Source organism: Spongiibacter tropicus DSM 19543 (genome assembly GCF_000420325.1).
GTDB lineage: Bacteria > Pseudomonadota > Gammaproteobacteria > Pseudomonadales > Spongiibacteraceae > Spongiibacter > Spongiibacter tropicus.
Map to the genome: position 1 here is coordinate 1,509,584 of NZ_ATUS01000001.1, position 22,434 is coordinate 1,532,017.

Genomic DNA, 22,434 nt, shown 5'->3' on the forward strand with positions numbered 1-22,434 from the left:
TGGCAGCGACGTTTATGGGCGTCGCTGCCAACTACTCACACTTACTTGCCGCTGCCGCTTTTCAGGTAGCGGAAAAACTCGCTGTCACTATCGAGTACCAGCAGATCTCCGCCGTTTTCAAACGACGCTTTGTAGGCCGTGAGGCTACGCACGAAGGCGTAGAATTCCGCATCGGCGCTGTAAGCAGCAGAGTAAATTCGCGTTGCCTCGGCATCACCTTCACCGCGAATCACCTGAGAGTCACGATAGGCGTTCGCGGCAATTACCGTGCGCTCGCGATCAGCGGTTGCGCGGATTTTCTCTGCCTGCTCACGACCGGTCGAACGGTGCTCGCGGGCTTCCCGCTCACGCTCGGAAGTCATCCGGTCAAATACCGACTGACTGACCTGAGCAGGCAGATCAATGCGCTTCACCCGCACGTCGACCAGCTCAATACCGAACTCCGCCGTCGTGATGGTGTTCAGCTCGGAGGTCAGATCTGTCATCAGCAAATCACGCTCGCCGGATACCACCTCGTGGAAAGTACGCTCACCGAACTTGTTACGCAGCCCCGTGTTAATACGCTGTGCCAGCAGACCTTCAGCACGCTGCTCTTCACCGTTGGTCGCGGTGTAGAAGGTTTCGGTATCGATCACTTTCCACTTGGCGTAGAAATCCACATCCAGCGGTTTCTTCTCATTGGTCAGGAAACGCTGGGTCGGCGCATCCAGAGTGAGAATACGGCGTTCGAACTTACGGATGGTATGTACGAAGGGCGTCTTGAAGCCCAGCCCGACTTTCACATTCGGGTTGACCACCTCACCGAACTTGAGCATTACCGCCCGCTCGGTTTCCTTGACGATGTAGATAGAGTTGTAGCCGATGACGACGATCGCCAGCGCAGCCAGCAGTATCGTAAATTGACGATTAGCCATGATTAGCGACCCTCCCGGCGGGTTGTCTGACTGTCGCGACGCAGTTGCTCAACGACCCGATCGGTCAGATCGCGGATATCCACTTCGCCGCTGCCCATCGGACGCGAGGTAGTCCGTTGCTCCATCAGCTTATCCAGGGGCAGGTACATCATATTGTTGCCGCCCTCGACATCAACCATCACCTTACTGGTACCGGTGTACAGTTCCTGCAGGGCATCAATATAGAGACGCTCCCGAGTCACTTTCGGCGCCTTTTTGTACTCGGCAGCCAGCTCGATAAAACGCTGGGCTTCACCTTCCGCCTTGGCAATCACCTGCTCTTTATAGGCCTGAGCCTCTTCCAATTGCCGTTGAGCCGCACCGCGCGCTTCGGGGATAATCCCGTTAGCGTAAGCTTCCGCTTCATTTTTCAGTCGCTCGCGGTCCTCTTTGGCGCGGGTCACGTCATCAAAGGCGTCCTGCACCTGCGACGGCGGCTGCGCGTCCTCGATGTTGACCTTGGCAACCTGAATCCCACTCTGATACGCGTCGAGATAATTTTGCAGGCGCACCTGAGTATCGACCGCCACTTCTTCACGGCCTTCAGTGATGACCTGATCCATTTTCGAGCTGCCCACCACGTGACGCAGTGCGCTTTCCAGCGCGTGCTCGAGGCTCAGCTCCGGACTCTTCACTTTCAACAGGAAATTGGCTGGATCCGACACGGTGTACTGCACCGATACAGAAATATCGACGATGTTTTCATCTTCGGTCAGCATTTGTCCGCGGCTGGCGGCAGCCCGAACCTTGGTGGTGTTGATGATATTCACATCATCGACCAGTGGTGGCGCCCAGCGCAGGCCCGGCATCACCGTGGCGTGGTAGACACCGAAGCGCAGCACTACTGCACGCTCCTGCTGATCAACCTGGTAGAAACCAAAAAGTCCCCAGACGATAACAGCCAGTACCGCGAGAATGCCGATGCTGCCAGCATTCATGGCCAGACCACCGCCGTTGTTGCCGCTATTACCGCCGTTTTTGCCACCGCCAAACAGACTGTTCAGCCGGTCCTGCAGCTTTTTCAGCGCCTCATCCAGATCCGGTGGCCCCTGGTTATTGTTGCCTCCTCCCCAGGGATCGTTATCTCGACCTCCACCCGGTTCATTCCAGGCCATAGGTTTCTCCTGTGTGCTTGCGTTAAGCGCCCGCGTGCAGGCTTGTAACGCCAACACGAATCGAGCCAAGTAATTGATTGAAGCGGCAGTCTAGCAGATTTGGACTGCGCTGCTAATCACTGTTCCAGCCAATCGGGGACTGGCGGACGCGGTGTTTTTCTGTGCACGGCCAGGGCGTCTTCCCGGAGCGATTCGGCCGCCAGAAAGCGCTGCCAGTCTGCTTCTGGCAAACGCAACTGCAAGTGGAAATTGCCCTGCTCGTCCAGCGATTCATCTTTAACTGCATCCAGCGCATAAAGGCGGGCACGCAGTTTTCCTTCTGCGGCACTCAAGGTCATCGCCAGGTCGGCAATATCGCCCCCCAGCAACTCACTGAGCGCCTGTTTGAGCAAATCCAAACCCTGTCGCCGCTGGGCCGACAACCAGACTCGCAGCGGCTTACCGTGCTCATCACGTTCAATACGCGGCGAGCTGCCCAACAGATCGGTTTTGTTGTAGACCTCCAGCACCGGAATATCGTCGGCGCCAATCTCTTCAAGCACACTGCGCACCTGAAAAATATTATCGCTGCGTTCAGGGTCGGCACAGTCCACCACATGCAGCAGCAAGTCTGCCAGCGTGGCTTCCTCCAGCGTCGCGCGAAATGCCTCAACCAACTTGTGGGGCAGGTGGCGAATAAAGCCTACGGTGTCGGCCAGCACTACCGGCCCCACATCGTCGATGGCGATACGCCGCAGCGTCGGATCCAGCGTGGCAAACAGCTGGTCTGCCGCATAGACCTCAGCCTGCGTCAGCACATTGAACAGCGTGGACTTGCCCGCGTTGGTATAGCCCACCAGCGATACAGCGGGGATATCGGCCCGCCGACGGGCGCGACGCGCCTGCTCACGCTGGCGGCGCACCTTGGCGAGACGGGCCTGAATACTTTTTATTCGCGCCCGCAGCAGTCGGCGGTCAGTCTCCAACTGGGTTTCACCCGGACCACGCAAACCAATCCCGCCCTTCTGGCGTTCAAGGTGGGTCCAGCCGCGGATCAGCCGGGTAGACATGTGCTCGAGCTGTGCCAGCTCAACTTGCAGCTTGCCCTCATGGGTACGGGCGCGCTGGGCAAAGATATCGAGAATCAGACCGGTACGATCAAGCACGCGACACTTCAGCTCGCGCTCGATATTGCGTTCCTGACTGGGGGAAAGGGCGTGATTGAACAGCACCAGCTGTCCATCGTGCTCAGCCAGTGCCTCTCGTATTTCGTCGAGTTTTCCGGAGCCGACAAACAGGCGGGGATCAGGGTGCTGGCGCTGACCGGTGATAAAGGCGACGGGGTCGCCCCCGGCCGATGTCACCAGCTGCACAAACTCATCGGCGTCTTCGCGGGCGTCCTCACTGTTGAGATTCAGGTGGACAAGTACCGCGCGTTCACCGGAATCGGGGCGTTCAAATAGCAAGGACGAACCTCAGAATCAGACGTACCGCTTAGGCGTTTTCTTGCTCGTCGTCTTCCGGCGGATGCGCCATGGGCAGACGAACAACGCGAGAGGGGACCACGGTAGAAATGGCGTGTTTGTAGACCATTTGGCTGACGGTGTTTTTCAGCAGAACGACAAACTGATCGAAAGACTCGATCTGTCCCTGCAGCTTAATGCCGTTTACCAAATAAATAGAAACCGGAATACGCTCCTTGCGAAGAATATTCAGATAAGGGTCTTGTAAGCTGTGCCCTTTTGACATGCTAATCTCCTTGTTGCCCAAATCGGGCGCTGATAAAAAGTATCAATCAAAATACGAGCTGTGGACCGAGAGCAGCCTCGCAAGTTCGCAAATTAACCTGGGTTGGCCCAGTATAGCGCATGTCAATCACTTATAGCATTGCCGAGCGCCGCTATCACGGTATTTAGTTGATCTTCGCGACGCTCTCCAGTTCCCAGCCACTGTAAATCTTTCCAGCCCCGCAGCCAGGTCATCTGTCGCTTGGCGAGTTGGCGACTGGCAATCAGTGCCCGCTCGAAGGCCTCATCCAGATCATAACGCCCCTGCAAATGCTGCCAGACCTGGCGATAACCCACGGCGCGAACGGCGGGCAGCTCCTCGTGCAGGTCGCCCCGCGCCATCAGGCTGCGCACCTCCTCAACAAAACCCTGCTCAAACATGATCCGCAAGCGCAGCGCGATCCGGCGATGCAGTTCGGCGCGATCCGGCGGCGCCACCGCAAACTGAAAAAACTGCCAGGGCGGACGTTGCTCGATCTGACGCGCACGCCATTCACTCATCGTCACGCCACTGGCGCGATAGACTTCCAACGCCCGACTGAGTCGCTGACTGTGATTGGGGTGAATCTGCTCGGCGCAGACCGGATCCACCCCCGCCAGCTCGGCATGAATGGCTGGCCAGCCCTCGCGCTTCGCCTTGTCGGCGATGGCCTCGCGAATTGCCGGATCGGCCTCGGGCATGTCGGCGAGCCCTTCCAGCAGCGCCTTGAAATACAGCATGGTGCCGCCCACCAGCAGGGGAATCCGCCCCGCGTCGCTACTGCGCTGCATTTCCCGCAGGGCATCGCGGCGGAACATCGCCGCAGAATAGGCCTCGGAGGGGTCGCAAATGTCCACCAGTGCATGGGGGTAGCGCGCCAGTTCTGCCGGGCTGGGTTTGGCGCTGCCAATATCCAGCCCCCGGTAAACCAGCGCGGAATCCACGCTGATAATGTCGCAGGGCAGTGCGTCGCAGAGCGCCATGGCCAAATCGGTTTTACCCGAGGCCGTCGGCCCCATAAGTAGAATAGCCGTTGGCAGGGCGGAAGGCTCAGCGACCACGCAGGAACCACTTGTCGAGCTCGGCCATGCTCACCTGTACCCAAGTAGGACGGCCATGATTGCATTGGCCGCTTCGCTCGGTGGCTTCCATGTCCCGCAGCAGGCCGTTCATTTCGGGAATCGTGAGCCGTCGATTGGCGCGAACCGAGCCATGACAGGCCATGGTCGCGAGAATTTCATTGATATGGGCAGCAATCCGGTCCGTACTGCCATATTCCAGCAGGTCGGCGATCACATCGCGCACCAGTTGCTCGACCTGACTGTCAGCGAGAATCACCGGCAGTTCGCGTACGACCAGCGATTCCTGAGAAGCCCGCTCGACGCGCATGCCCAGCTCGGCAAATACCGCCGCGTGCTGCTCGGCACAATCGGCTTCGCGCTCGCTGACCGCCAGCGACTGCGGCACCAGCAGGGGCTGACTTCGCAAGCCCTCGCCGTCTCTGGCCGCCTTCATACGCTCATAGGTAATCCGTTCGTGGGCAGCATGCATGTCCACCAACACCATACCCTGGGCATTTTCCGCCAGAATATAGACGCCCTTGAGCTGAGCCAGCGCGTACCCCAGCGGCGGAACTTCCGCATCGCTTTCGTCCGGCGACGGATCCTGCAAGCGTTGATAAGCGGGCATTTGATCCGCCACCCGCGAGACATTACTGCCACCAGCATACGGCGACGGCGACTGATAGCCTCCCGATGGCGGCGCTGCCAGCGCGGCGGGCGTTGACCAATCAGCCTCCCGCAGCGGCATGGCAGACTGCTGCTGCGGCATGGATTGCAGCGTCGACGTCGGCGGGGGAATCGAGGCATTCTGGGGAGCCGTGTCAGGGCGCACGTCCGCAAGCGTTTTGTGCAAGGTGCGGAAAATAAAATCGTGCACGCTGCGACCATCGCGAAAACGTACTTCGTGCTTGGTCGGATGCACATTCACATCGACCAGCGCCGGATCCAGTTCCAGATACAAAACAAAGGCCGGATGGCGGCCATTGAACAACACATCGCGGTAGGCCTGTCGCACCGCATGGGCGACTAGGCGGTCACGGATGTAGCGACCGTTGACGTAGAAATGCTGCAAATCCGCCTGACTCCGGGAGAAGCCAGGCAGGGCTACCCAACCCCACAACCGCAGACCAATGGCCTCGCGCTCGATAAACAGCGCATTTTCCATAAACGCCGGGCCGCAAACTGCCGCCAGACGGCGCTCCTGCTCGAGCTGACTCTGCGCAGGTTTCAGGCTGTGAACCGCCCGTCCGTTGTGGCGCAGCGAAAAACCGACGTCAAAGCGACCCAAGGCCTGCCGCTTGACGACCTCATCGAGATGGCCGAACTCGGTTTTTTCAGTACGTAAAAACTTGCGGCGCGCCGGGGTATTAAAGAACAGGTCGCGCACCTCCACCGTCGTGCCGCGCGGATGTGCCACCGGCTCCAATACGGCACTCATATCTCGGCCCTCGGAGCGCGCCGCCCACCCGCTGCTGTCGTCGCCGTTGGCGCTGCTTAAACACAGCCGCGAGACCGAGCTGATACTGGCCAGCGCCTCACCGCGAAACCCCAGACTCGCAACGGCTTCCAAATCGCTGAGATCGTTAATTTTACTGGTGGCATGACGACTGAGCGCCAGTGGCAAATCTTCTTTGCCGATACCGCCACCGTCATCGCGAACGCGAATCAGCTTAACGCCGCCCTCTTCCACTTCCAGGTCGATGCGGCGGGCACCGGCATCCAGGCTGTTCTCTACCAGTTCTTTAACCACCGAGGCGGGACGCTCTACCACCTCGCCCGCGGCGATCTGGTTCGCCAGTCGAGGATCAAGTAAATGAATTTTTGTCATTGAACCGGGGGAATCTGAATTTTCTGACCGACGCGGATTGCACTGTCCGCCAGGCCATTGTGACGCTGCAACTCTGCAACACTGATGTTGTGACGGGCACTGATCCCCGACAGGGTATCGCCGCTGGCAATAATGTATTCGCGCACGTCGTTGGACGGGGCCACCGTGCCACGCTTAACCGCGGCGAAGTAGGTATCTGGCGGCGGGCTTTCGCGGAAATAGCGATCGATGCCCTCAAAAATCGCCTGGGCCATCTGGTTTTGATAGCGCGACGTTGCCAGCTTTCGGGCTTCTCCAGGGTTAGAGATAAACCCGGTCTCGACCAGCAGCGAGGGAATATCCGGCGACTTGAGTACCGCAAAGCCCGCCTGTTCAACACGCTTGCTGTGCAGGCGGGAAATCTTGCCCATTTCACCCAGCAGTTGCGCCCCTACACTCAAACTGGCATCCAGTGTGGCCGTCATCGACAGGTCGGTCAGCACCCCGGCCAGCACGTGATCCTTATCAGAAAGGCTCACACCACCCACCAGGTCAGCCTCGTTCTCGCGGCGAGCCAGAATTCGCGCCGAGGCACTCGTGGCACCACGTTGAGACAGAGCATACACCGAGCTGCCATTGGCGCTGGGGTGAGTGAAGGCATCGGCATGCACCGACACAAAGAAATCGGCTTGGGCCTTGCGAGCCAGATCGCGACGTTTGGCGAGCCCCACGTAATAGTCGCCGTCGCGAATCATCACGACTTGATAGCCGCGCTTGCTCTGGAACTTGGCCTGCAGTTTTTTAGCAATCTTATAAACAACATCCTTTTCACGCAGCTTACCGGGGCCAATGGCACCGGGATCCTCGCCGCCGTGACCGGCGTCGATGGCAATCACCACATCGCGCTGCGGCGTTTCGCTGACACTTTTCACCACCTTGGGTGGCTCGTTTTCTTTCTGCTGGTCAAGAAAATCCACGACCAAGCGGTCGTTCTGGCCCGCACTCGCAGCGAGGAAAAAGCTGCGTGCCTGAACCGCATCACTGAGATCAAACACGACCCGCAGCTTGCCGTCGGGCTTTGCCGCGTAGCGCATGCGCTGAATGGGGCTGTTCTCGAAGGTCAGCGTATCCGTGGCCGCCTTCATTTCGGCAGTGGAGATGTCCACTACCAGGCGATCAGGGCCGCTCAGGGAAATGACTTCATGACTGACCGGCGCGGTGAGGTCGAACACCACACGGCTGTGATCCGGCGCACGCCAGAAACGCACATCGCGCACGTCGGCGGCCGATGCGAAGCCGGCAAACAGCAGTGTGATACACAGGGCAGCGATGTGGGTAGGTTTCATAGCGCCTTTAATTTCGTGATGATCTCTTGCCCGCGCTCGCTGTTGGCCTCGAGCGTCAGGCGTCGACCGTGTCCCTGTTGGCGGATGTTAACCTGTATATCGGGAGCTGGCAAAATTCCCGCCCCCCGCTCAGGCCACTCAATCAGACAGATACTGCGGTCATTGAGGTAATCCCTCAGCCCCATGTATTCCAGCTCTTCGGGATCACCCAGCCGATACAGATCAAAGTGATAAACACTGACCTCCGGCATGTCATAGGGTTCCACCAGCGTATACGTCGGACTTTTTACCGCGCCGGTATGCCCGAAGGCACGTAACACTCCCCGACAAAAGGTGGTTTTACCGGCCCCGAGATCACCGTGCAGAAACAGCACCGTTGATGGCAATAGCTGAGCACCCAACTGCTCTCCCGCCGCGACCGTCGCCGCCTCATCCGCCAGCTCAAGGCTGTAGGCCATTCATGACTCCCCGAAGTTGTTCCACTACATCCATCGCCAGCAGGCCGCGTTCGCCAGTTTGGGCCGCGCGATCCGCTGACCGTGCGTGCACGGCAGCCCCCATGCAGCAGGCGTCACTGGCAGACAGGCCCTGCGCCAGCAACGCGGCGATAATACCGCTGAGCACATCCCCCATGCCACCACTGGCCATGCCCGGATTACCACCTTCATTCACCCAGCATCGCTGTCCGTCGTCAATAAGGGTTCCCGCGCCTTTTAACAGCACCACCGCGCGGTAACGCCGCGCCAGCTCCCGGCAAGACTGAAAGCGGTCAGCCTGCAGAGCTGCCACACTGCAACCGAGCAACCGCGCCGCTTCGCCGGGGTGCGGCGTCATCACCCGCACACGGCCGGGCTGCGCGTCACAGTGTTTCATATACCGGTCGGGCTGGGCGGCGATCAGGTTCAGGGCATCGGCATCCATCACTAGCGGTTTATCCGAAGCCAGCGCCTGGGTCAGCAGTGATTGCCCCCAGTCACTCTGTCCCAGTCCTGGCCCAATCACCAACACAGAAGCCCTCGCCAACTGCGTCGCCAGCTCCGGCGACGCCCCCAGCGGATGCACCATCACCTCGGGACGCTGAGCAAGAATCGCCGCCAGATGCTCGGGATGCGTGGCGCAGGAGATCAGCCCGGCGCCACAACGGGCCGCGGCACTGGAGGCCAGTATCACCGCCCCTGCCGTGCCGTAATCGCCGCCCATCACCAGCACATGACCAAAGTGCCCTTTATGCGCCGCCAGCGGGCGGGGACCCCAGCTACGCAGCCGGGCATCCAGATCAATACGGCAAGCAGCGGGCGGAAATTCCTCAAACAACGCCGATGCCAGCCCCAAATCTTCAAGCAGCAACTCACCGCAATACTCCGGTGCCACGCCGGTAAACAGGCCACACTTCCAGGCGATAAAGCTCACCGTAAGTGTGGCTCGCACCGCCTCACCGCCGTGCATTCCCGTGTCGGCACTCAGCCCCGAGGGCACATCAATCGCCAGCACCGGCAACGAGGCCGCGTTAATCGCGGTAATGACCTGCGCATAGTCCTCGCGCAGCGGACCACTGAAGCCGGTGCCCAGCAGCGCGTCGACAATCACTGAGTCTGCCTCAGGCCTCTGCCCCTGCCAGGGCTCGGCGAGCACCCCCGCATTGCGGGCCATATCAGCCGCCAGCGCCGCATCGCCTTTCAGATTCTGGCTGAGCGCCCACAATTGCACGGAAAAGCCCGCCTGCCGTGCCAACGCGGCAATGACATAGCCGTCGCCGCCGTTGTTGCCACCACCGCAAAACACCTCAACACAGCGCGCCTTCGGCCAACGTCGCTGCAACTGCGCAAACGCCGCTGCCCCGGCATGGCACATCAACTCAAAGCCAGGAATGCCGCCATCAATCGCACGGCGATCCATTTCTCTCGACTGCTGCGCCCGATACAGCGCCAGTGGATCAGGGCCGGTTGCCCGCACAGCATCCATTTCATCTCTCCAGCCATGTAGAATACCGTTCATGATACCCCTCAATGACCGCGCCGACAGCCGATGAGCGAACACGCCACCCCCGACCTGACCCACCTCGCCACCGAGATCAAGCGGTGGGGACAGGAATTGGGCTTTGCCCATATCGGCATCGGCACCGCCGACAACCACCCCCATGCACAGCGACTTAACGAGTGGCTAGAGAAAGGCTATCACGGCGAAATGGGCTATATGTCGGCGCGCGAGGCACTGCGCGCCGATGCCAACGCCCTCCATGAAGGCACGGTTCGCGTGATCAGCGCCCGAATGGATTACCTGGCCGGCGGCGAAGACGCCAATACCGTGCTGCAATCGCCGCAGAAGGCGTATATCTCACGCTACGCGCTGGGCCGCGACTACCACAAGCTGATACGCAAGCGCCTGTCGCAGCTGGCCCAACGCATTGAGCAGCAGGCGGGCGGGCGGCACCGCGCCTTTGTTGACAGCGCGCCGGTGCTGGAGCGCGGCTACGCCGAGCAGGCAGGACTGGGCTGGATTGGCAAAAACAGCATGCTCATCAACAGCCGCGCCGGCTCCTGGTTTTTTCTTGGCGAGATATACACCAGCTTGCCACTCCCCATCGATGCCCCGCAGGAAACCAGCCACTGCGGCAGTTGCAGAGCCTGTCTGGATGATTGCCCCACGCAGGCTATTGTCGCCCCCTATCAGGTCGATGCGCGGCGCTGTATTTCCTATCTGACTATTGAGCTGCACGGCCCGATTCCTACCGAGCTGCGCAGCGCTATGGGCAATCGCGTGTTCGGCTGCGACGACTGCCAGCTTGTCTGCCCATGGAACAAGTTCGCACAACCCAGTACTGAAGGGGATTTTGTGCCCCGCCACCAGCTGGACAACAGCGAACTGCTCTCTCTGTTTCAGTGGACGGAAACGCAGTTCCTGGAGCGGACAGCCGGCTCAGCGATTCGGCGCATTGGCTACCCTCGCTGGCTGCGCAATCTCGCTGTCGGACTGGGGAATGCGCACCACGACCCGGCGATTCTTAAGGCGCTTCAACAACGTCGCACCGAGGTCGAGGAGATGGTCGCGGAACATATTGATTGGGCGATCGCACAGCAACAGCAAAAAGCGGCACTGATCGGCAGCGATCGCTGAGGGCGCCTCAGTCGAGGCGGAGGAAATGCTCGCGATAGTGGCGAAGCTCGGCAATGGAGTCGCGAATATCATCCAGTGCCAGATGGCTGGCATTCTTTTTCAAGCCGTTGAGAATATCCGGTCGCCAGCGGCGGGCCAGCTCTTTCAGGCTGCTGACATCCAGATTACGGTAATGGAAATAGCGCTCCAACTGCGGCATCTCCCTCGCCAGAAAGCGGCGGTCCTGACAAATGCTGTTGCCGCACATCGGGGATGCCCCCTCGTCCACATGTTTGTAGAGAAATTCCAGCGTCAGACGCTCCGCTTCCTCCGCCGTCAGGCAGGTCTCTTTGACCCGTTTTACCAAGCCAGACTGCCCATGCTGGGTGGTATTCCATTCATCCATCGCCGCCAACACCTCATCGGACTGGTGAATCGCCAATACCGGCCCCTCATCCAGGGTGTTGAGATCGGCATCGGTCACCACCGTGGCAATCTCAATAATATGGTCGCTCTGGGTATCCAGACCGGTCATTTCCAGGTCAATCCAGATCAGATTTGTAGCTTTGGACATCGTCATACCTCCGCGCAGGCGGCTCCCAGCTTGGTGCCTGAAGCGTGGATTGTAACAGCTCATCAGGTAATATGAGCGACTGTTCATACAGGGCCGATAATGAGTAAACGCCGAATCAGCCGCCAGCAGCGTTGGCGCATCGAAAAAATCCAGGCGGAGCGCAGCGCGCGGGCACAGCGCCGCGCCGATGACGCCGAGTCGTCGCTCAACGAGGGTGAGCTGGGGCCGGAACAGACCGGTATCGTCGTCAGCCATTTTGGCCAGCAGCTCGACGTTGAAGGCCGCGATGGCGAACAGCAGCGCTGCCATGTGCGCAGCAATATCGACGGACTGGTCACCGGCGACCGGGTGATCTGGCGACCCGGCAAACCCACCGGCGTGGTGGTTGCACGCGAGCCTCGCCAGTCACTGCTGCAGCGCCCGGACAACTTCAACAGACTGAAGCCAGTCGCCGCCAATATCGACCTGATTGTCATTGTGATCGCCCCGGAACCACTGGCCCACGCCAACCTGATTGATCGCTACCTGGTCGCGGCGGAGCACAGCGACATCACCCCGATGCTGCTGCTGAACAAGGCCGACCTGCTCGACCCAGAGCGCGATGCCACACTGCTGGGCATGGTAGAGCGCTATCGGGACATCGGTTACCGCCTGATCACCGCCTCCTGCAAAGAAGACGGCGGCTTGAGCGAGCTGAAGCAGCTTCTCGACCAGCACATCAGCGCCTTTGTCGGCCAGTCCGGCGTCGGCAAGTCCTCGCTGGTCAATCACCTGCTGCCGGGCACCGACACCCGTGTTGGCGCGCTGTCAGAAGCCCATGCCAAAGGACGCCACACCACCACGACCGCGCGGCTCTACCACTTCCCGGAGGGCGGCAGTCTGATTGACTCTCCCGGTATTCGCGAATTCGCACTGTGGAATCTCGGGCCGGAGGAAGTGCTGCACGGTTTTGTCGAGTTCCGCCCGTTTATCGGCCACTGCCGCTTCCGGGACTGCAAACACGAGCAGGAGCCGGGCTGCGCCCTGCGTGAAGCCGTTGAGCAGGGCGATATTCACCCCGAGCGCTTTGCCAGTTACCAGCAAATTATCGACAGCATTCGCTGAGCTCTCATTGAACACCACAGCGCCTTCGCGGGTCACAATGGGTACATCGTCGCGGACGCAGACAAGCTGCTACAATCCGCCCAGCTAAAAGGGGTACTGACTATGAGCGACTTACCGCTACTGATTGAAGCCGCCGATCTTGAACAGGCACTGGACACACCGGAACTGCTGATTCTCGACACCAGCAGCCGGGAAAACTACCTGCGCCACCATATTCCGGGGGCCCTGCATATCGCCCCCGCCGAACTCCAGCGCGGTGAAAAACCCGCCGTTGGCAAAATTCCCCACGAGGAACAACTCCAGGCCCTGTTTTCACGAGTGGGCCTGCACCCGGACAGCCACGTACTGGTCTACGATGACGAAGGCGGCGGCTGGGCCGGGCGCCTGATCTGGACCCTCGACGCTATCGGTCACCACCGTTACTCTTACTTGAACGGCGGTCTTCACGCCTGGCTGGCGGGCGACCACCCGGTAGAAAGTGGCGAGAACACCGCCGAGCCCAGTGAGCTGGAGATCCATATCGACAGCACCCCCATCGCCGAGATCGAGGATTTCATCACGCTGCTGGACAACCGCCAGCTTGTCATCTGGGATGCTCGCTCCCCGGAAGAATACCGCGGCGAAAAAGTGCTGGCCCAACGTGGCGGCCACATCCCCGGCGCCGTCAATCTCGACTGGCTGGAACTGATGGACAAGGCCAATAACTATCGTTTCAAAGGCTTAGATAGTCTGAAGGCCACGCTGGAGTCGCTGGGCATTACCCCGGACCGCAGCGTGATTACCCACTGCCAGACCCACCACCGCTCTGGCCTGAGCTATTTGCTGATGAAAATTCTCGGTTACCCGCACATCAAGGGCTATCACGGCTCCTGGGGCGAGTGGGGCAACCGGAGCGACACACCCATTCGCGAGGGCGGCGAGCCCTGATTACCGGCAGCAAGCCACCGACACATTGCCAACAGATAACCAGCTCACAACCACACTGATAGAGACAAGGCCTTGGATACCGCATTTATTATTCTGCAATACCTGTTACCCCAGCACCTGCTGTCGCGCCTGGTCGGCAAACTTGCCGAGTGTCGCCTGCCCTGGCTGAAAAACCTGTTGATCCGGCGCTTTATTACGCAGTACAAGGTCGACATGAGTGAAGCAGTGGACAGCGCACCGGAGGCCTACGCCAACTTCAACGCTTTTTTCACCCGGGCACTGAAAGACGGCGCCCGCCCCATCGACGACGCCCCGGTTGTCTGCCCTGCCGACGGCGCGATCAGCCAACTGGGAGAGATCAATCGCGGTCGGATTTTTCAGGCCAAAGGCCAGGATTACAGCCTGCAAACCCTGCTGGGTGACGACAAGGCCCTGACCGCCGAATTCGACGGCGGCAGCTTTGCCACGATCTACCTGTCCCCCCGCGACTACCATCGGGTTCATATGCCGGTAGACGGCACCCTGCGCAGCATGACCTACGTGCCGGGCAAACTGTTTTCAGTCAATACCACCACGGCGGAAAATGTGCGCAGCCTGTTTGCCCGCAACGAGCGCGCGATATGCGTGTTTGATACGGAGTTCGGGCCCATGGCCATGATTCTGGTCGGCGCCATGATCGTCGCCGGGATTGAAACCGTGTGGGATGGACAGATCGCCCCACCGCCGCGCCAGATCACAACACGCAATTATCCGCAGGACGCACCGACGCTGAAAAAAGGTGAGGAAATGGGCCGTTTCAAACTCGGCTCCACGGTCATACTGCTGTTTGGCAAGGATAAAATCGACTGGCTGGACAAGTTTGAAGCCCTGACCCCCACACGCCTGGGTGAGGCACTGGCCGAGCGGGATTAAACCCGCTCCAACGGAAAGGCAATCACCTCATCAATACGCTCAGCCCCAAGGCTGAGCATCACCAAGCGGTCAAAGCCCATCGCCACACCGCTACAGGGCGGCAGACCGGCATTCATCGCCGCCAGTAAATAGCGATCGATCGGCGGCAGCTCCTGCCCGGCCGTTTTGCGCTGCTCGTGATCGCGGCGGATTCTGCGCAGCAGCTCACTGGCATCGCGCAGTTCATCGTAGCCATTTGCCAGTTCCAGTCCGCCACTGAAAGCCTCAAAGCGGCACGCAAGCGCCAGCCCATCGCGGCCATTTTCCACCTTTGCCAGCGCCGCCTGTGAGGCGGGAAAGTCGTAGACGAGAGTGAGTTCTTCAGGGTCGAATGCCGCTTCCACAACCGTGGACATCAACAGTTGTAACCACATGTCCCGATCATCGCTGTCGAAGTTCAGCTCCAGATGTCCGGCCGCGCAATCGCGCAAGGCATCCACCGAGGCGGTAAACGGGTCCAGCCCCGCATGTTCGATAAATGCCTGCCGATAACTCACATCCCGGCGTGGATGCTCACCGATCAGGGTGTTGATGAGCGCGACGACCTCATCCATCAAAGCTGGCAGCGGCATATCCGGCCGGTACCATTCAAGCATGGAGAATTCAGGGTTGTGACGCCCCCCCCGCTCACCGCGACGGAACGCTTTGCAAAGCTGATAGATCGGCCCGCTACCGGCGGCCAGCAGGCGTTTCATGGCAAATTCAGGAGAGGTTTGCAGGTAGAGAGGATGATCGCCCGACAGGGGATCGGTCGCCGCAATAGCGTCAATATTCGGATCAGTGACCGGCGCGGAGGCCAACAGCGGTGTTTCCACCTCCATCACCCCGCGTGCCGCAAAGAACTGCCGAACCGCCATCAGCAGTTCGGCACGGCGCCCCAGCGCAGCCAGCGTTGCAGTGGGACGCCAGTCGCGCAATTAGCTTTTCACCCGGCTAACGTATTCACCACTGCGGGTGTCAACACGAACGACTTCGCCCTGACTGATGAACAAGGGCACTTTGACCACAGCGCCCGTGCTCAGGTGCGCAGGCTTGGTACCACCCTGGGCGGTATCACCTTTCAGGCCGGGGTCAGTTTCCACAATTTCCAGCTCGACAAAGTTGGGCGGAGTAACCGACAGCGGGGCGCCGTTGTAAAGGGTCACGGTGCACAGATCCTGCTCTTTCAGCCACTGTGAGGCATCGCCTACGGCTTTGGCATCGGCCTGAACCTGCTCGAAATTATTGGGGTCCATGAAGTGATAGAATTCCCCGTCGTTGTAGAGGTATTCCATTTCATGATCCATCACATCGGCACCTTCCAGCGATTCACCGGATTTGAAGGTCCGCTCCCAAACACGGCCGGTGTTGAGGTTGCGCATCTTCACGCGGTTGAAGGCTTGGCCCTTGCCGGGCTTTACAAATTCATTATCCAGAATTGAGCAGGGCTCACCATCGAGCATCACTTTCAATCCCGAACGAAATTCGTTGGTAGAATAGACAGCCATGATTATCCTCAGCGACTGGGTTTACGCGTAATTGAAAAAGGGCAACATGATACCTCTTAACGCGCCATATTGGCAGACTGCAGATTGGCAGGAACAGTACCGCTCAATGATTCGCGACCCGCAGCAACTGTTCGAGCGTTTGCAGCTAAACCCGGAGGAGCGCCCGGACCTCAGTGCGGCGCTGCGAAGCTTTCCCCTGCGCGTGACCGAGGCCTTCGTCGCCAAGATGCAAGTCGGCGACTGGGAAGACCCCCTGTTGCTGCAGATATTGCCACAGCAGGCCGAGGTCGACGTCACACCCGGCTACAGCGACGACCCCCTCGACGAGGCCAGCGCCAACCCCATACCCGGGCTGATCCACAAATACCACGGGCGGGTGCTGCTGATTACCAGCCCGGCCTGCGCGGTTCACTGTCGCTATTGCTTCCGGCGCAATTTTCCCTACAACGACAACCGGCCCAGTCTGGCAGACTGGCAACAGGCCATCGACTATATTGCCAGTCACCCGGAAATCAGCGAAGTCATCCTCAGTGGCGGTGACCCACTGTCACTGCCCGATGACTATCTGGCCATTCTGCGCGACCGACTGGCCGCCATCGACCACGTCACCACCCTGCGCCTGCACACCCGCATGCCGCTGGTGTTACCGGCGAGGATTACCGAGACGCTACTGGACAGTCTCGAGCACCCAAGGCTGCAGACGGTCATAGTGATCCACAGCAATCACGCCAATGAACTGGATAGCCACAGCGAAGCCGCCCTCCTCGCCTTGAAGCACCGGGGGTTTACACTTCTCAACCAAAGCGTGTTATTGCGCGGCATCAATGATTCCGCCGACACGCTATCTGCGCTGAGTCGACGTCTATTCGCCTGTGGAGTGCTACCCTACTATTTACATGTCTTGGACAAAGTGAACGGCGCCAGTCATTTTGAGCGCAGCGACGAGGAAGCCGTCGCGCTCGCCGAAGCGATGCTTGCCCGACTACCGGGCTATCTGGTGCCCAAACTGGTTCGGGAAGAACCCGGGGCTCTAAGCAAACGCCCACTTGCGCTATGATGGTGTAACGCGTAGAAAACAATTCTGAGCAGCCATCGATATTTATCGCCCTGTCATAAAAAAGCGGACGACAATGAACAGCACCTCCAGCCTGTTGGTACCCTTGCCAGAAATCAATCGCCATCAGCACAGCCTGTTTGTGCTGAACGCCACTGCTGTGGGCAAATGGCTGGATACGCTGCCCCGCGCCAATCTCGGCGAGACGACCCGCCGTCTCTACCAAGCGCTGGGTGAATTAAGTCACGTTCGCTGCAAAGGCAAAGACCGCTTCGATATTCTCGAAAAATTTAGACCTCATGTGCACTACATCACCGACGGCCTGGCTCAGCATTACCTGAATAAAGCCATCGTACTGCCGGAAAAAGCGGAAAAAATTGTCCTGCTGGCCGATACGCTCAATACCGTACTCGCGCAGGGCTACTGTCAGGCATTCATCGCCATGGAGCTGGAATCACGCCTGCTCAAGCCCAAAGAAACGATGGCGGCCTGTCTGCATCGGGCGATGACCGAACACGCGTCGGTACTGCTGCGCACCTACCAACTGTACCGCTCACCAGGTTCGCGCTTCTGGCTGAACCTGCACAATATTTTCCACGCCGCTCAGCTCCACAAACTGGAGCGCGCGAAAATCAGTGACAAGTCCCGGGGCAGCGGCACGCTCGAACAAGCCTACCTGCGACCATTGATGCTCGCCTGCAGCCGCTGTCATCAGATGCCACAGCGGTATATGGAGCAGGTATTTGTTGGCTTGAACTACTGGACGGCGCATCTCGAGCTGCGCAACAAGGGCCTGGAGAGCTGTGTCTTCCTGTTAGATCCGGAAGAAGATCGCCCACCGCTATACCGTGAACTGGCCAACCGGGCTCCGGCACCCGGCTGGCTGGGCATCGATACTCGCGCACTTCAGGGTGGCAGCGCCAAATTACTGCACCTGATTCCTCCTTCCTCGCAGGGCAAGTCCATTAAAATGCCGGAGTCGCTGCTGGCACAGCTCAGTATCGCCTGGAGCGCAGCGACGGTCCGTGCCTCTGAGCGCATCCCCTGCAATGAAACAGCGCTGATCACCGTGGGCATGAACCCCACACATTACTACGCCGCAAATCAAATGCCGTTCGAGCAGTTCGAAATCGACGGCGATGATGCCCACCTCCGCCCGGACCCCTACAGTGGAAAAACGCAAGAGGGTGACCCCTGGTCGCAGATAAGCAGTCACGACACTCGCGAAGTGGAAGGAGAAACACTACCGACCTGGGGCGTCAGTCGTCATGGTTCGGCGGAAATCGAAAATATTGACTACCGCTTACCCCAGGACGGTCCAGCCGCCGGAAAAGCAGAAGCCCAGTACAGCTACCTGCGCGCCCGGCTCCTCGACAGCAGCAGCAATGGCTATCGGATCGAATGGCCAGATTCACCAACCCTGCGCATTCGTACAGGTGAGGTCATCGGCATCAAAACCAATGACTACGACAGCTGGCGTGTTGCCATCGTCCGCTGGCTGCGCAGTGATGACAGCCATCAGATGGGCGTGGAAGTCGTGGCCTCAGCCGCAACGCCCTACAGCGCACGACCTGTTCAGGCCGGGCTGCCTGTCGAAGAGTTTCAGCGTGCACTACTTATTCCCAGCGACCCGCAAAACAACGATGCTCGCATCATGCTGACCAGCACCGCGTCATTTTCTGCCGGGCAGACCGTCGAACTCGTGCGACCCGGCCATGTTATGCGCATCAAGCTTGGCGACTGCCTCGACAGTTCAACCGCATTCAAGCTATTCAGTTACCGGGATCAAGGACGCACCCCGCCAGTAAGCGAAGGAAAGCTCACCGCGTCACACAGCGATGATGAAGGCGAAGCCGACTTCCATAAAATATGGGATATTCTGTAGAGACAAGCGCCTGTATTGCGCTCAGTATCTGAGGCACTATGACCCGTAATTCTGCCAACAAACTGCTGTTCATCGGCCTGTCGGACGACGACGCCGAGGACATCGTCAGCACCTTTCGCCGGGCGGGTAAGGTTGCGCATACACGCAGTATCAGCGATGGGCCACAGCTGGAAAAGCTGCTTGGCGACGAGCGCTGGGATCTCATTTTCTTCGACGCCATGCGCTCCAGCCTGCCGATTGAGCAGTGCGGCAAAATTTTGCGGCACCTGAGCTGTGACCTGCCTCTTATCTATCTCAATGACGACGAGGGGCTTCCACTGCCCGATGAGGCAGTGAGCCTGATTCTCAGCAGCCACAATCGCAGTCGCTTGTTCATGCTGGCCCAGCGGGAACTGCAGGCCCTGGAAACCCGCCGCGAGCTAACCGCCACGCAACAGGCACTGCAGGAAGAGCAGCAGCGTAACAGCCTGCTCCTTAATACCCACCAGGACGCGGTTTGCTACATCACCGACGGCATGATCATCTATGCCAACGAACTGTTCTGCCAGCGCATGAATCAGGAAGAGCTGGACGGTTTTCCGATTGTCGATCTGATCGCCAACAAGGATCAGGAACGCTTCAAGAACGCACTGAAAAAACAGTTGCAGACAGATCAGGGCACCCAGTTTGAAGTCAGCTTTGTCGATGCTGACAATCAGGAGTTCAAAGCCAGTATTCACTGCGACAATGCCAGCTACGATGGCGAGGCATGCATTCAACTCACCCTGCACGACAATTCGACGGAAGCAGCCACTGGCCACCTCGACCCGTCCACGGGACTGGCTAATCGCCGGTACTTCCAGCAACTGCTTCAGGACTTTGTCGACACCCAGCGCAACAGCAACAGCGCGCTGCTCATTCTCAAGCTGGATAACTTCAGCAAGCACCGCCATGACCTCAAACTGTCCGGCATGGAGCTGCTGCTTGAGCACCTCAGCGAGCGCATCCAGGCACTGTTGCCAGCACAACACTACGGTCGCATCACCGATGACATGATTGCCGTTATCGCACACCACGTACCCAGCCAGCGTGCGCTGGAAATGGCTAACGAACTGCTTAGAGCCATCGAGGGGGAAATTTTTGAGGTGCGGAAACAGTCTCGACAATGCACGTTGAGCGCAATTATTCTGCCCATCAACCACCTCACGGCGCCGCACGCGGCCTCGCTAATAGACAATGGCTACGACAGCCTGCAGCGACTGACGCAATCCGGCGGCAATCACGCCGAGATTTATCACCGGGATCGCCAACAGCTTCAAAGCCGGGGCAGCATCAGCGACGTGGTCGATGAAGCCTTCGCCGACGAGCGACTGCAAATTTTATTTCAACCGATCATTAACCTCAGTGAGGCCGACGGCGATTACTACGAGTCGTTTCTGGATATTCGCGACTGGCAGGAAGGCGAAGTCACCGCCGGCGAAATGCTTCGCGCCATTGAGGGCGACCCCGGCAACAACAAGCTCGATCGCTGGATCGTGGTCGAAACCACCAAACAACTGGCCAAACGCCGCAGCGATGGCGACGACATCAATCTGACGATTAATCTCAGCGGCAATGTCTTTCACGATGAAGAGTTCTGCTCCTGGCTGGGCGTTGCGATGAAAGCCGCTGGTCTGCCCGGCAGGGCCGTCACTCTGCAATTCAGCGAAGAGAGTATTGCCAGCTCACTCAAACCGGCACTGGACTGCTGTCGGCAGCTGGCAGACATGGGCGTAGGCGTGGCCGTGCGCAACTATGGCCGTAGCAAGGGTGGCAATAAATTCCTTCAGCATGTGCAGCCGCGCCTGATTAAGCCCGGCGTGCGCAAAACTGACAGCCTGAGCACCGAAGAAATTCGCGACATTATTGAAGGCGGACGCCGCCTGAACAGCCGGGTATTGATCCCCAATGTGAGCAGTGCCGCCAGTCTGGCCGTATTATGGCAGCTGGGCCCCGACTTTATTCAAGGCAGCTATGTGCAGGATCCTTCGCCGGAGATGAGCTACGAGTTCGCGACGTTCGGCTGATGCGGTGAAGTGAGACGGTCACTGATCCCCAGCAAATAAAGAATGCCGTCCAAGCCCAATGTCGAAATCGACTGTTTGGCATTTTCCCGCACAATCGGTTTGGCCCGGAATGCAATCCCCAAACCGGCAATGCTCAGCATGGGCAGGTCGTTGGCACCGTCACCGACCGCGATGCACTGCTCCATATCAATGCCTTCCTTGCGGGCAATTTCCTGCAATAGCTCGGCCTTACGCTGGCCATCCACCACCACACCACTGACCTCGCCGGTGACTTTGCCATCCTGGATAGCCAGCTCGTTGGCATAGACGTAGTCGATTCCCAAGCGCTCCTGCAAAAAGCGCCCGAAGTAGGTAAAGCCGCCCGACAGAATCGCCGTTTTATAGCCGAGACGCTTGAGCGTCGACACCAGGCGCTCGGCGCCTTCGGTAATCGGCAGAGCCTGCGCGATCCCTTCGAGCACGGACTCGTCCAGCCCCTTGAGCAAAGCCACCCGCGCGGCAAAGCTCTCTTTGAAATCAATCTCGCCGCGCATCGCCCGCTCGGTGATTTCCACCACCTGCTCACCGACTCCAGCAGCCCGGGCCAGCTCGTCGATCACTTCAGCCTCGATCAGCGTGGAATCCATATCGAAGGCCACCAGGCGGCGGGTGCGCCGGAACATACTGTCTTCCTGATAGGCAATATCGATATCCATGGCGCTGGCCAGCTGCAGCAGCTCCCGGCGAAAGTCTGACGCATCCACCAGATTGCCCCGCACCGACAACTCCACCGAGGCCTTGGCTTGCTCGTCGACGCCTTCAAGTGGCACGCGCCCCGACAAGCGATCAATACGGTCTATATTCAAACCATAGCGAGACACAATCTCGGTCACCCGGGCAATGTGCCGGGCACTGATCTTGCGCGCCAGCAGCGTGACGATATGCCGCTGCTTGCCCTGCCCAGCCACCCACTGCTGATAACGCTCGGCCTCAACAGGGAGAAAGCGCACCTGCAACTGCATTTCATGGCAGCGAAACAGTACGTCTTTGAGGATGCTCGCCGCTTCAGTGCCCGCTGGCAGTGACACCAGCAGCCCCAGTGACAGGCTGTCGTGAATCACCGCCTGACCAATATCAAGCACCGTCACCTCGTGATCGGCGAGAATACCGGTAATCGAGCTGGTCACGCCGGGGCGATCGTCGCCGGCGATATTGATCATGATGATTTCGTTCACACTGCCCCCTTGGTTTGCGCGCTATTGTAGCGGGACTGCCGGTTTCGCCCAAGCACACCATGCGCGAAAGGC

The 22,434-nt window shown here is 59.2% G+C and carries 20 protein-coding genes; 7 read left to right on the top strand and 13 right to left on the bottom strand.

Features of this window, described 5'->3' with window-relative positions:
• Positions 1-41: 41 nt before the first annotated feature.
• From hflC to G411_RS0107125, 9 genes are all read right to left on the bottom strand, one after another.
• Positions 42-914: a protease modulator HflC gene (gene hflC / locus G411_RS0107085; RefSeq protein ID WP_022958485.1), complete on the bottom strand. Its 873-nt coding sequence runs from the start codon at positions 912-914 to the stop codon at positions 42-44.
• 2 nt (positions 915-916) lie between these two features.
• Entirely contained in the window at positions 917-2,068 is a 1,152-nt protein-coding gene (hflK, locus tag G411_RS0107090; RefSeq protein ID WP_022958486.1) for an FtsH protease activity modulator HflK, read from the bottom strand.
• A gap of 116 nt (positions 2,069-2,184) precedes the next feature.
• On the bottom strand, positions 2,185-3,513 hold the full coding sequence (hflX, locus tag G411_RS19665; protein ID WP_022958487.1) for a ribosome rescue GTPase HflX: 1,329 nt from the start codon (positions 3,511-3,513) through the stop codon (positions 2,185-2,187).
• 28 nt (positions 3,514-3,541) lie between these two features.
• Positions 3,542-3,796: an RNA chaperone Hfq gene (hfq, locus tag G411_RS0107100; protein ID WP_022958488.1), complete on the bottom strand. Its 255-nt coding sequence runs from the start codon at positions 3,794-3,796 to the stop codon at positions 3,542-3,544.
• A gap of 122 nt (positions 3,797-3,918) precedes the next feature.
• The gene (gene miaA / locus G411_RS0107105) at positions 3,919-4,833 is read right to left on the bottom strand and encodes a tRNA (adenosine(37)-N6)-dimethylallyltransferase MiaA (protein ID WP_022958489.1); all 915 of its coding nucleotides are present in this window, start codon (positions 4,831-4,833) and stop codon (positions 3,919-3,921) included.
• Positions 4,834-4,864: 31 nt separating this feature from the next.
• Positions 4,865-6,703, bottom strand: a complete 1,839-nt coding sequence (gene mutL / locus G411_RS0107110; RefSeq protein ID WP_022958490.1) for a DNA mismatch repair endonuclease MutL — start codon at positions 6,701-6,703, stop codon at positions 4,865-4,867.
• Entirely contained in the window at positions 6,700-8,028 is a 1,329-nt protein-coding gene (locus G411_RS0107115; protein WP_022958491.1) for an N-acetylmuramoyl-L-alanine amidase, read from the bottom strand. Before G411_RS0107115 ends, mutL begins: the two co-directional genes overlap by 4 nt.
• The gene (gene tsaE, locus G411_RS0107120; protein ID WP_022958492.1) at positions 8,025-8,486 is read right to left on the bottom strand and encodes a tRNA (adenosine(37)-N6)-threonylcarbamoyltransferase complex ATPase subunit type 1 TsaE; all 462 of its coding nucleotides are present in this window, start codon (positions 8,484-8,486) and stop codon (positions 8,025-8,027) included. The genes G411_RS0107115 and tsaE overlap by 4 nt, the downstream gene beginning before the upstream one ends.
• Positions 8,470-10,023, bottom strand: a complete 1,554-nt coding sequence (locus tag G411_RS0107125) for an NAD(P)H-hydrate dehydratase (protein WP_245542371.1) — start codon at positions 10,021-10,023, stop codon at positions 8,470-8,472. The genes tsaE and G411_RS0107125 overlap by 17 nt, the downstream gene beginning before the upstream one ends.
• Positions 10,024-10,053: 30 nt before the next feature.
• Between G411_RS0107125 and queG the strand changes: the two genes are divergently transcribed.
• A complete protein-coding gene (gene queG, locus G411_RS0107130) occupies positions 10,054-11,142 on the top strand; it encodes a tRNA epoxyqueuosine(34) reductase QueG (protein ID WP_022958494.1) in 1,089 nt (362 codons plus the stop codon).
• 7 nt (positions 11,143-11,149) lie between these two features.
• Here the strand turns inward: queG and orn are convergent, their stop codons facing one another.
• Complete coding sequence (gene orn, locus G411_RS0107135) at positions 11,150-11,695, bottom strand: oligoribonuclease (protein ID WP_022958495.1); 546 nt, start codon at positions 11,693-11,695, stop codon at positions 11,150-11,152.
• 99 nt (positions 11,696-11,794) lie between these two features.
• Between orn and rsgA the strand changes: the two genes are divergently transcribed.
• From rsgA to asd, 3 genes are all read left to right on the top strand, one after another.
• Positions 11,795-12,799 carry a small ribosomal subunit biogenesis GTPase RsgA gene (gene rsgA / locus G411_RS0107140; protein WP_022958496.1) on the top strand — a complete coding sequence of 335 codons (1,005 nt, stop codon included), beginning with the start codon at positions 11,795-11,797 and terminating at the stop codon, positions 12,797-12,799.
• A 102-nt stretch (positions 12,800-12,901) separates the two neighbouring features.
• Positions 12,902-13,726, top strand: coding sequence for a sulfurtransferase (locus G411_RS0107145; RefSeq protein WP_022958497.1), 825 nt, complete (start codon positions 12,902-12,904; stop codon positions 13,724-13,726).
• A 72-nt stretch (positions 13,727-13,798) separates the two neighbouring features.
• Positions 13,799-14,638, top strand: coding sequence for an archaetidylserine decarboxylase (gene asd, locus G411_RS0107150; RefSeq protein ID WP_022958498.1), 840 nt, complete (start codon positions 13,799-13,801; stop codon positions 14,636-14,638).
• Here the strand turns inward: asd and epmA are convergent.
• Complete coding sequence (gene epmA / locus G411_RS0107155) at positions 14,635-15,594, bottom strand: EF-P lysine aminoacylase EpmA (protein WP_022958499.1); 960 nt, start codon at positions 15,592-15,594, stop codon at positions 14,635-14,637. The two genes, asd and epmA, sit on opposite strands and share 4 nt — an antisense overlap.
• A complete protein-coding gene (efp, locus tag G411_RS0107160; protein WP_022958500.1) occupies positions 15,595-16,164 on the bottom strand; it encodes an elongation factor P in 570 nt (189 codons plus the stop codon). It lies immediately after the preceding gene.
• A 46-nt stretch (positions 16,165-16,210) separates the two neighbouring features.
• Between efp and epmB the strand changes: the two genes are divergently transcribed.
• The 3 genes from epmB to G411_RS0107175 all read left to right on the top strand — a co-directional run bounded on the left by epmB (position 16,211) and on the right by G411_RS0107175 (position 21,148).
• Positions 16,211-17,221 carry an EF-P beta-lysylation protein EpmB gene (epmB, locus tag G411_RS0107165; RefSeq protein ID WP_022958501.1) on the top strand — a complete coding sequence of 337 codons (1,011 nt, stop codon included), beginning with the start codon at positions 16,211-16,213 and terminating at the stop codon, positions 17,219-17,221.
• A gap of 73 nt (positions 17,222-17,294) precedes the next feature.
• Entirely contained in the window at positions 17,295-19,103 is a 1,809-nt protein-coding gene (locus G411_RS0107170) for a hypothetical protein (protein WP_022958502.1), read from the top strand.
• A gap of 38 nt (positions 19,104-19,141) precedes the next feature.
• Positions 19,142-21,148: an EAL domain-containing protein gene (locus G411_RS0107175; protein ID WP_022958503.1), complete on the top strand. Its 2,007-nt coding sequence runs from the start codon at positions 19,142-19,144 to the stop codon at positions 21,146-21,148.
• Here the strand turns inward: G411_RS0107175 and serB are convergent.
• On the bottom strand, positions 21,124-22,362 hold the full coding sequence (gene serB / locus G411_RS0107180; protein WP_022958504.1) for a phosphoserine phosphatase SerB: 1,239 nt from the start codon (positions 22,360-22,362) through the stop codon (positions 21,124-21,126). The two genes, G411_RS0107175 and serB, sit on opposite strands and share 25 nt — an antisense overlap.
• Positions 22,363-22,434: the final 72 nt, after the last annotated feature.

Coding starts and splice junctions, on each gene's coding strand:
- tsaE (WP_022958492.1), bottom strand. CDS start 8,486: ATGGCCTACAGCCTTGAGCTGGCGGATGAGGCGGCGACGGTCGCGGCG.
- G411_RS0107145 (WP_022958497.1), top strand. CDS start 12,902: ATGAGCGACTTACCGCTACTGATTGAAGCCGCCGATCTTGAACAGGCA.
- miaA (WP_022958489.1), bottom strand. CDS start 4,833: ATGGGGCCGACGGCCTCGGGTAAAACCGATTTGGCCATGGCGCTCTGC.
- rsgA (WP_022958496.1), top strand. CDS start 11,795: ATGAGTAAACGCCGAATCAGCCGCCAGCAGCGTTGGCGCATCGAAAAA.
- efp (WP_022958500.1), bottom strand. CDS start 16,164: ATGGCTGTCTATTCTACCAACGAATTTCGTTCGGGATTGAAAGTGATG.
- hfq (WP_022958488.1), bottom strand. CDS start 3,796: ATGTCAAAAGGGCACAGCTTACAAGACCCTTATCTGAATATTCTTCGC.
- G411_RS0107125 (WP_245542371.1), bottom strand. CDS start 10,023: ATGAACGGTATTCTACATGGCTGGAGAGATGAAATGGATGCTGTGCGG.
- hflC (WP_022958485.1), bottom strand. CDS start 914: ATGGCTAATCGTCAATTTACGATACTGCTGGCTGCGCTGGCGATCGTC.
- hflK (WP_022958486.1), bottom strand. CDS start 2,068: ATGGCCTGGAATGAACCGGGTGGAGGTCGAGATAACGATCCCTGGGGA.
- mutL (WP_022958490.1), bottom strand. CDS start 6,703: ATGACAAAAATTCATTTACTTGATCCTCGACTGGCGAACCAGATCGCC.
- G411_RS0107115 (WP_022958491.1), bottom strand. CDS start 8,028: ATGAAACCTACCCACATCGCTGCCCTGTGTATCACACTGCTGTTTGCC.
- G411_RS0107170 (WP_022958502.1), top strand. CDS start 17,295: ATGAACAGCACCTCCAGCCTGTTGGTACCCTTGCCAGAAATCAATCGC.
- G411_RS0107175 (WP_022958503.1), top strand. CDS start 19,142: ATGACCCGTAATTCTGCCAACAAACTGCTGTTCATCGGCCTGTCGGAC.
- epmB (WP_022958501.1), top strand. CDS start 16,211: ATGATACCTCTTAACGCGCCATATTGGCAGACTGCAGATTGGCAGGAA.
- orn (WP_022958495.1), bottom strand. CDS start 11,695: ATGTCCAAAGCTACAAATCTGATCTGGATTGACCTGGAAATGACCGGT.
- queG (WP_022958494.1), top strand. CDS start 10,054: ATGAGCGAACACGCCACCCCCGACCTGACCCACCTCGCCACCGAGATC.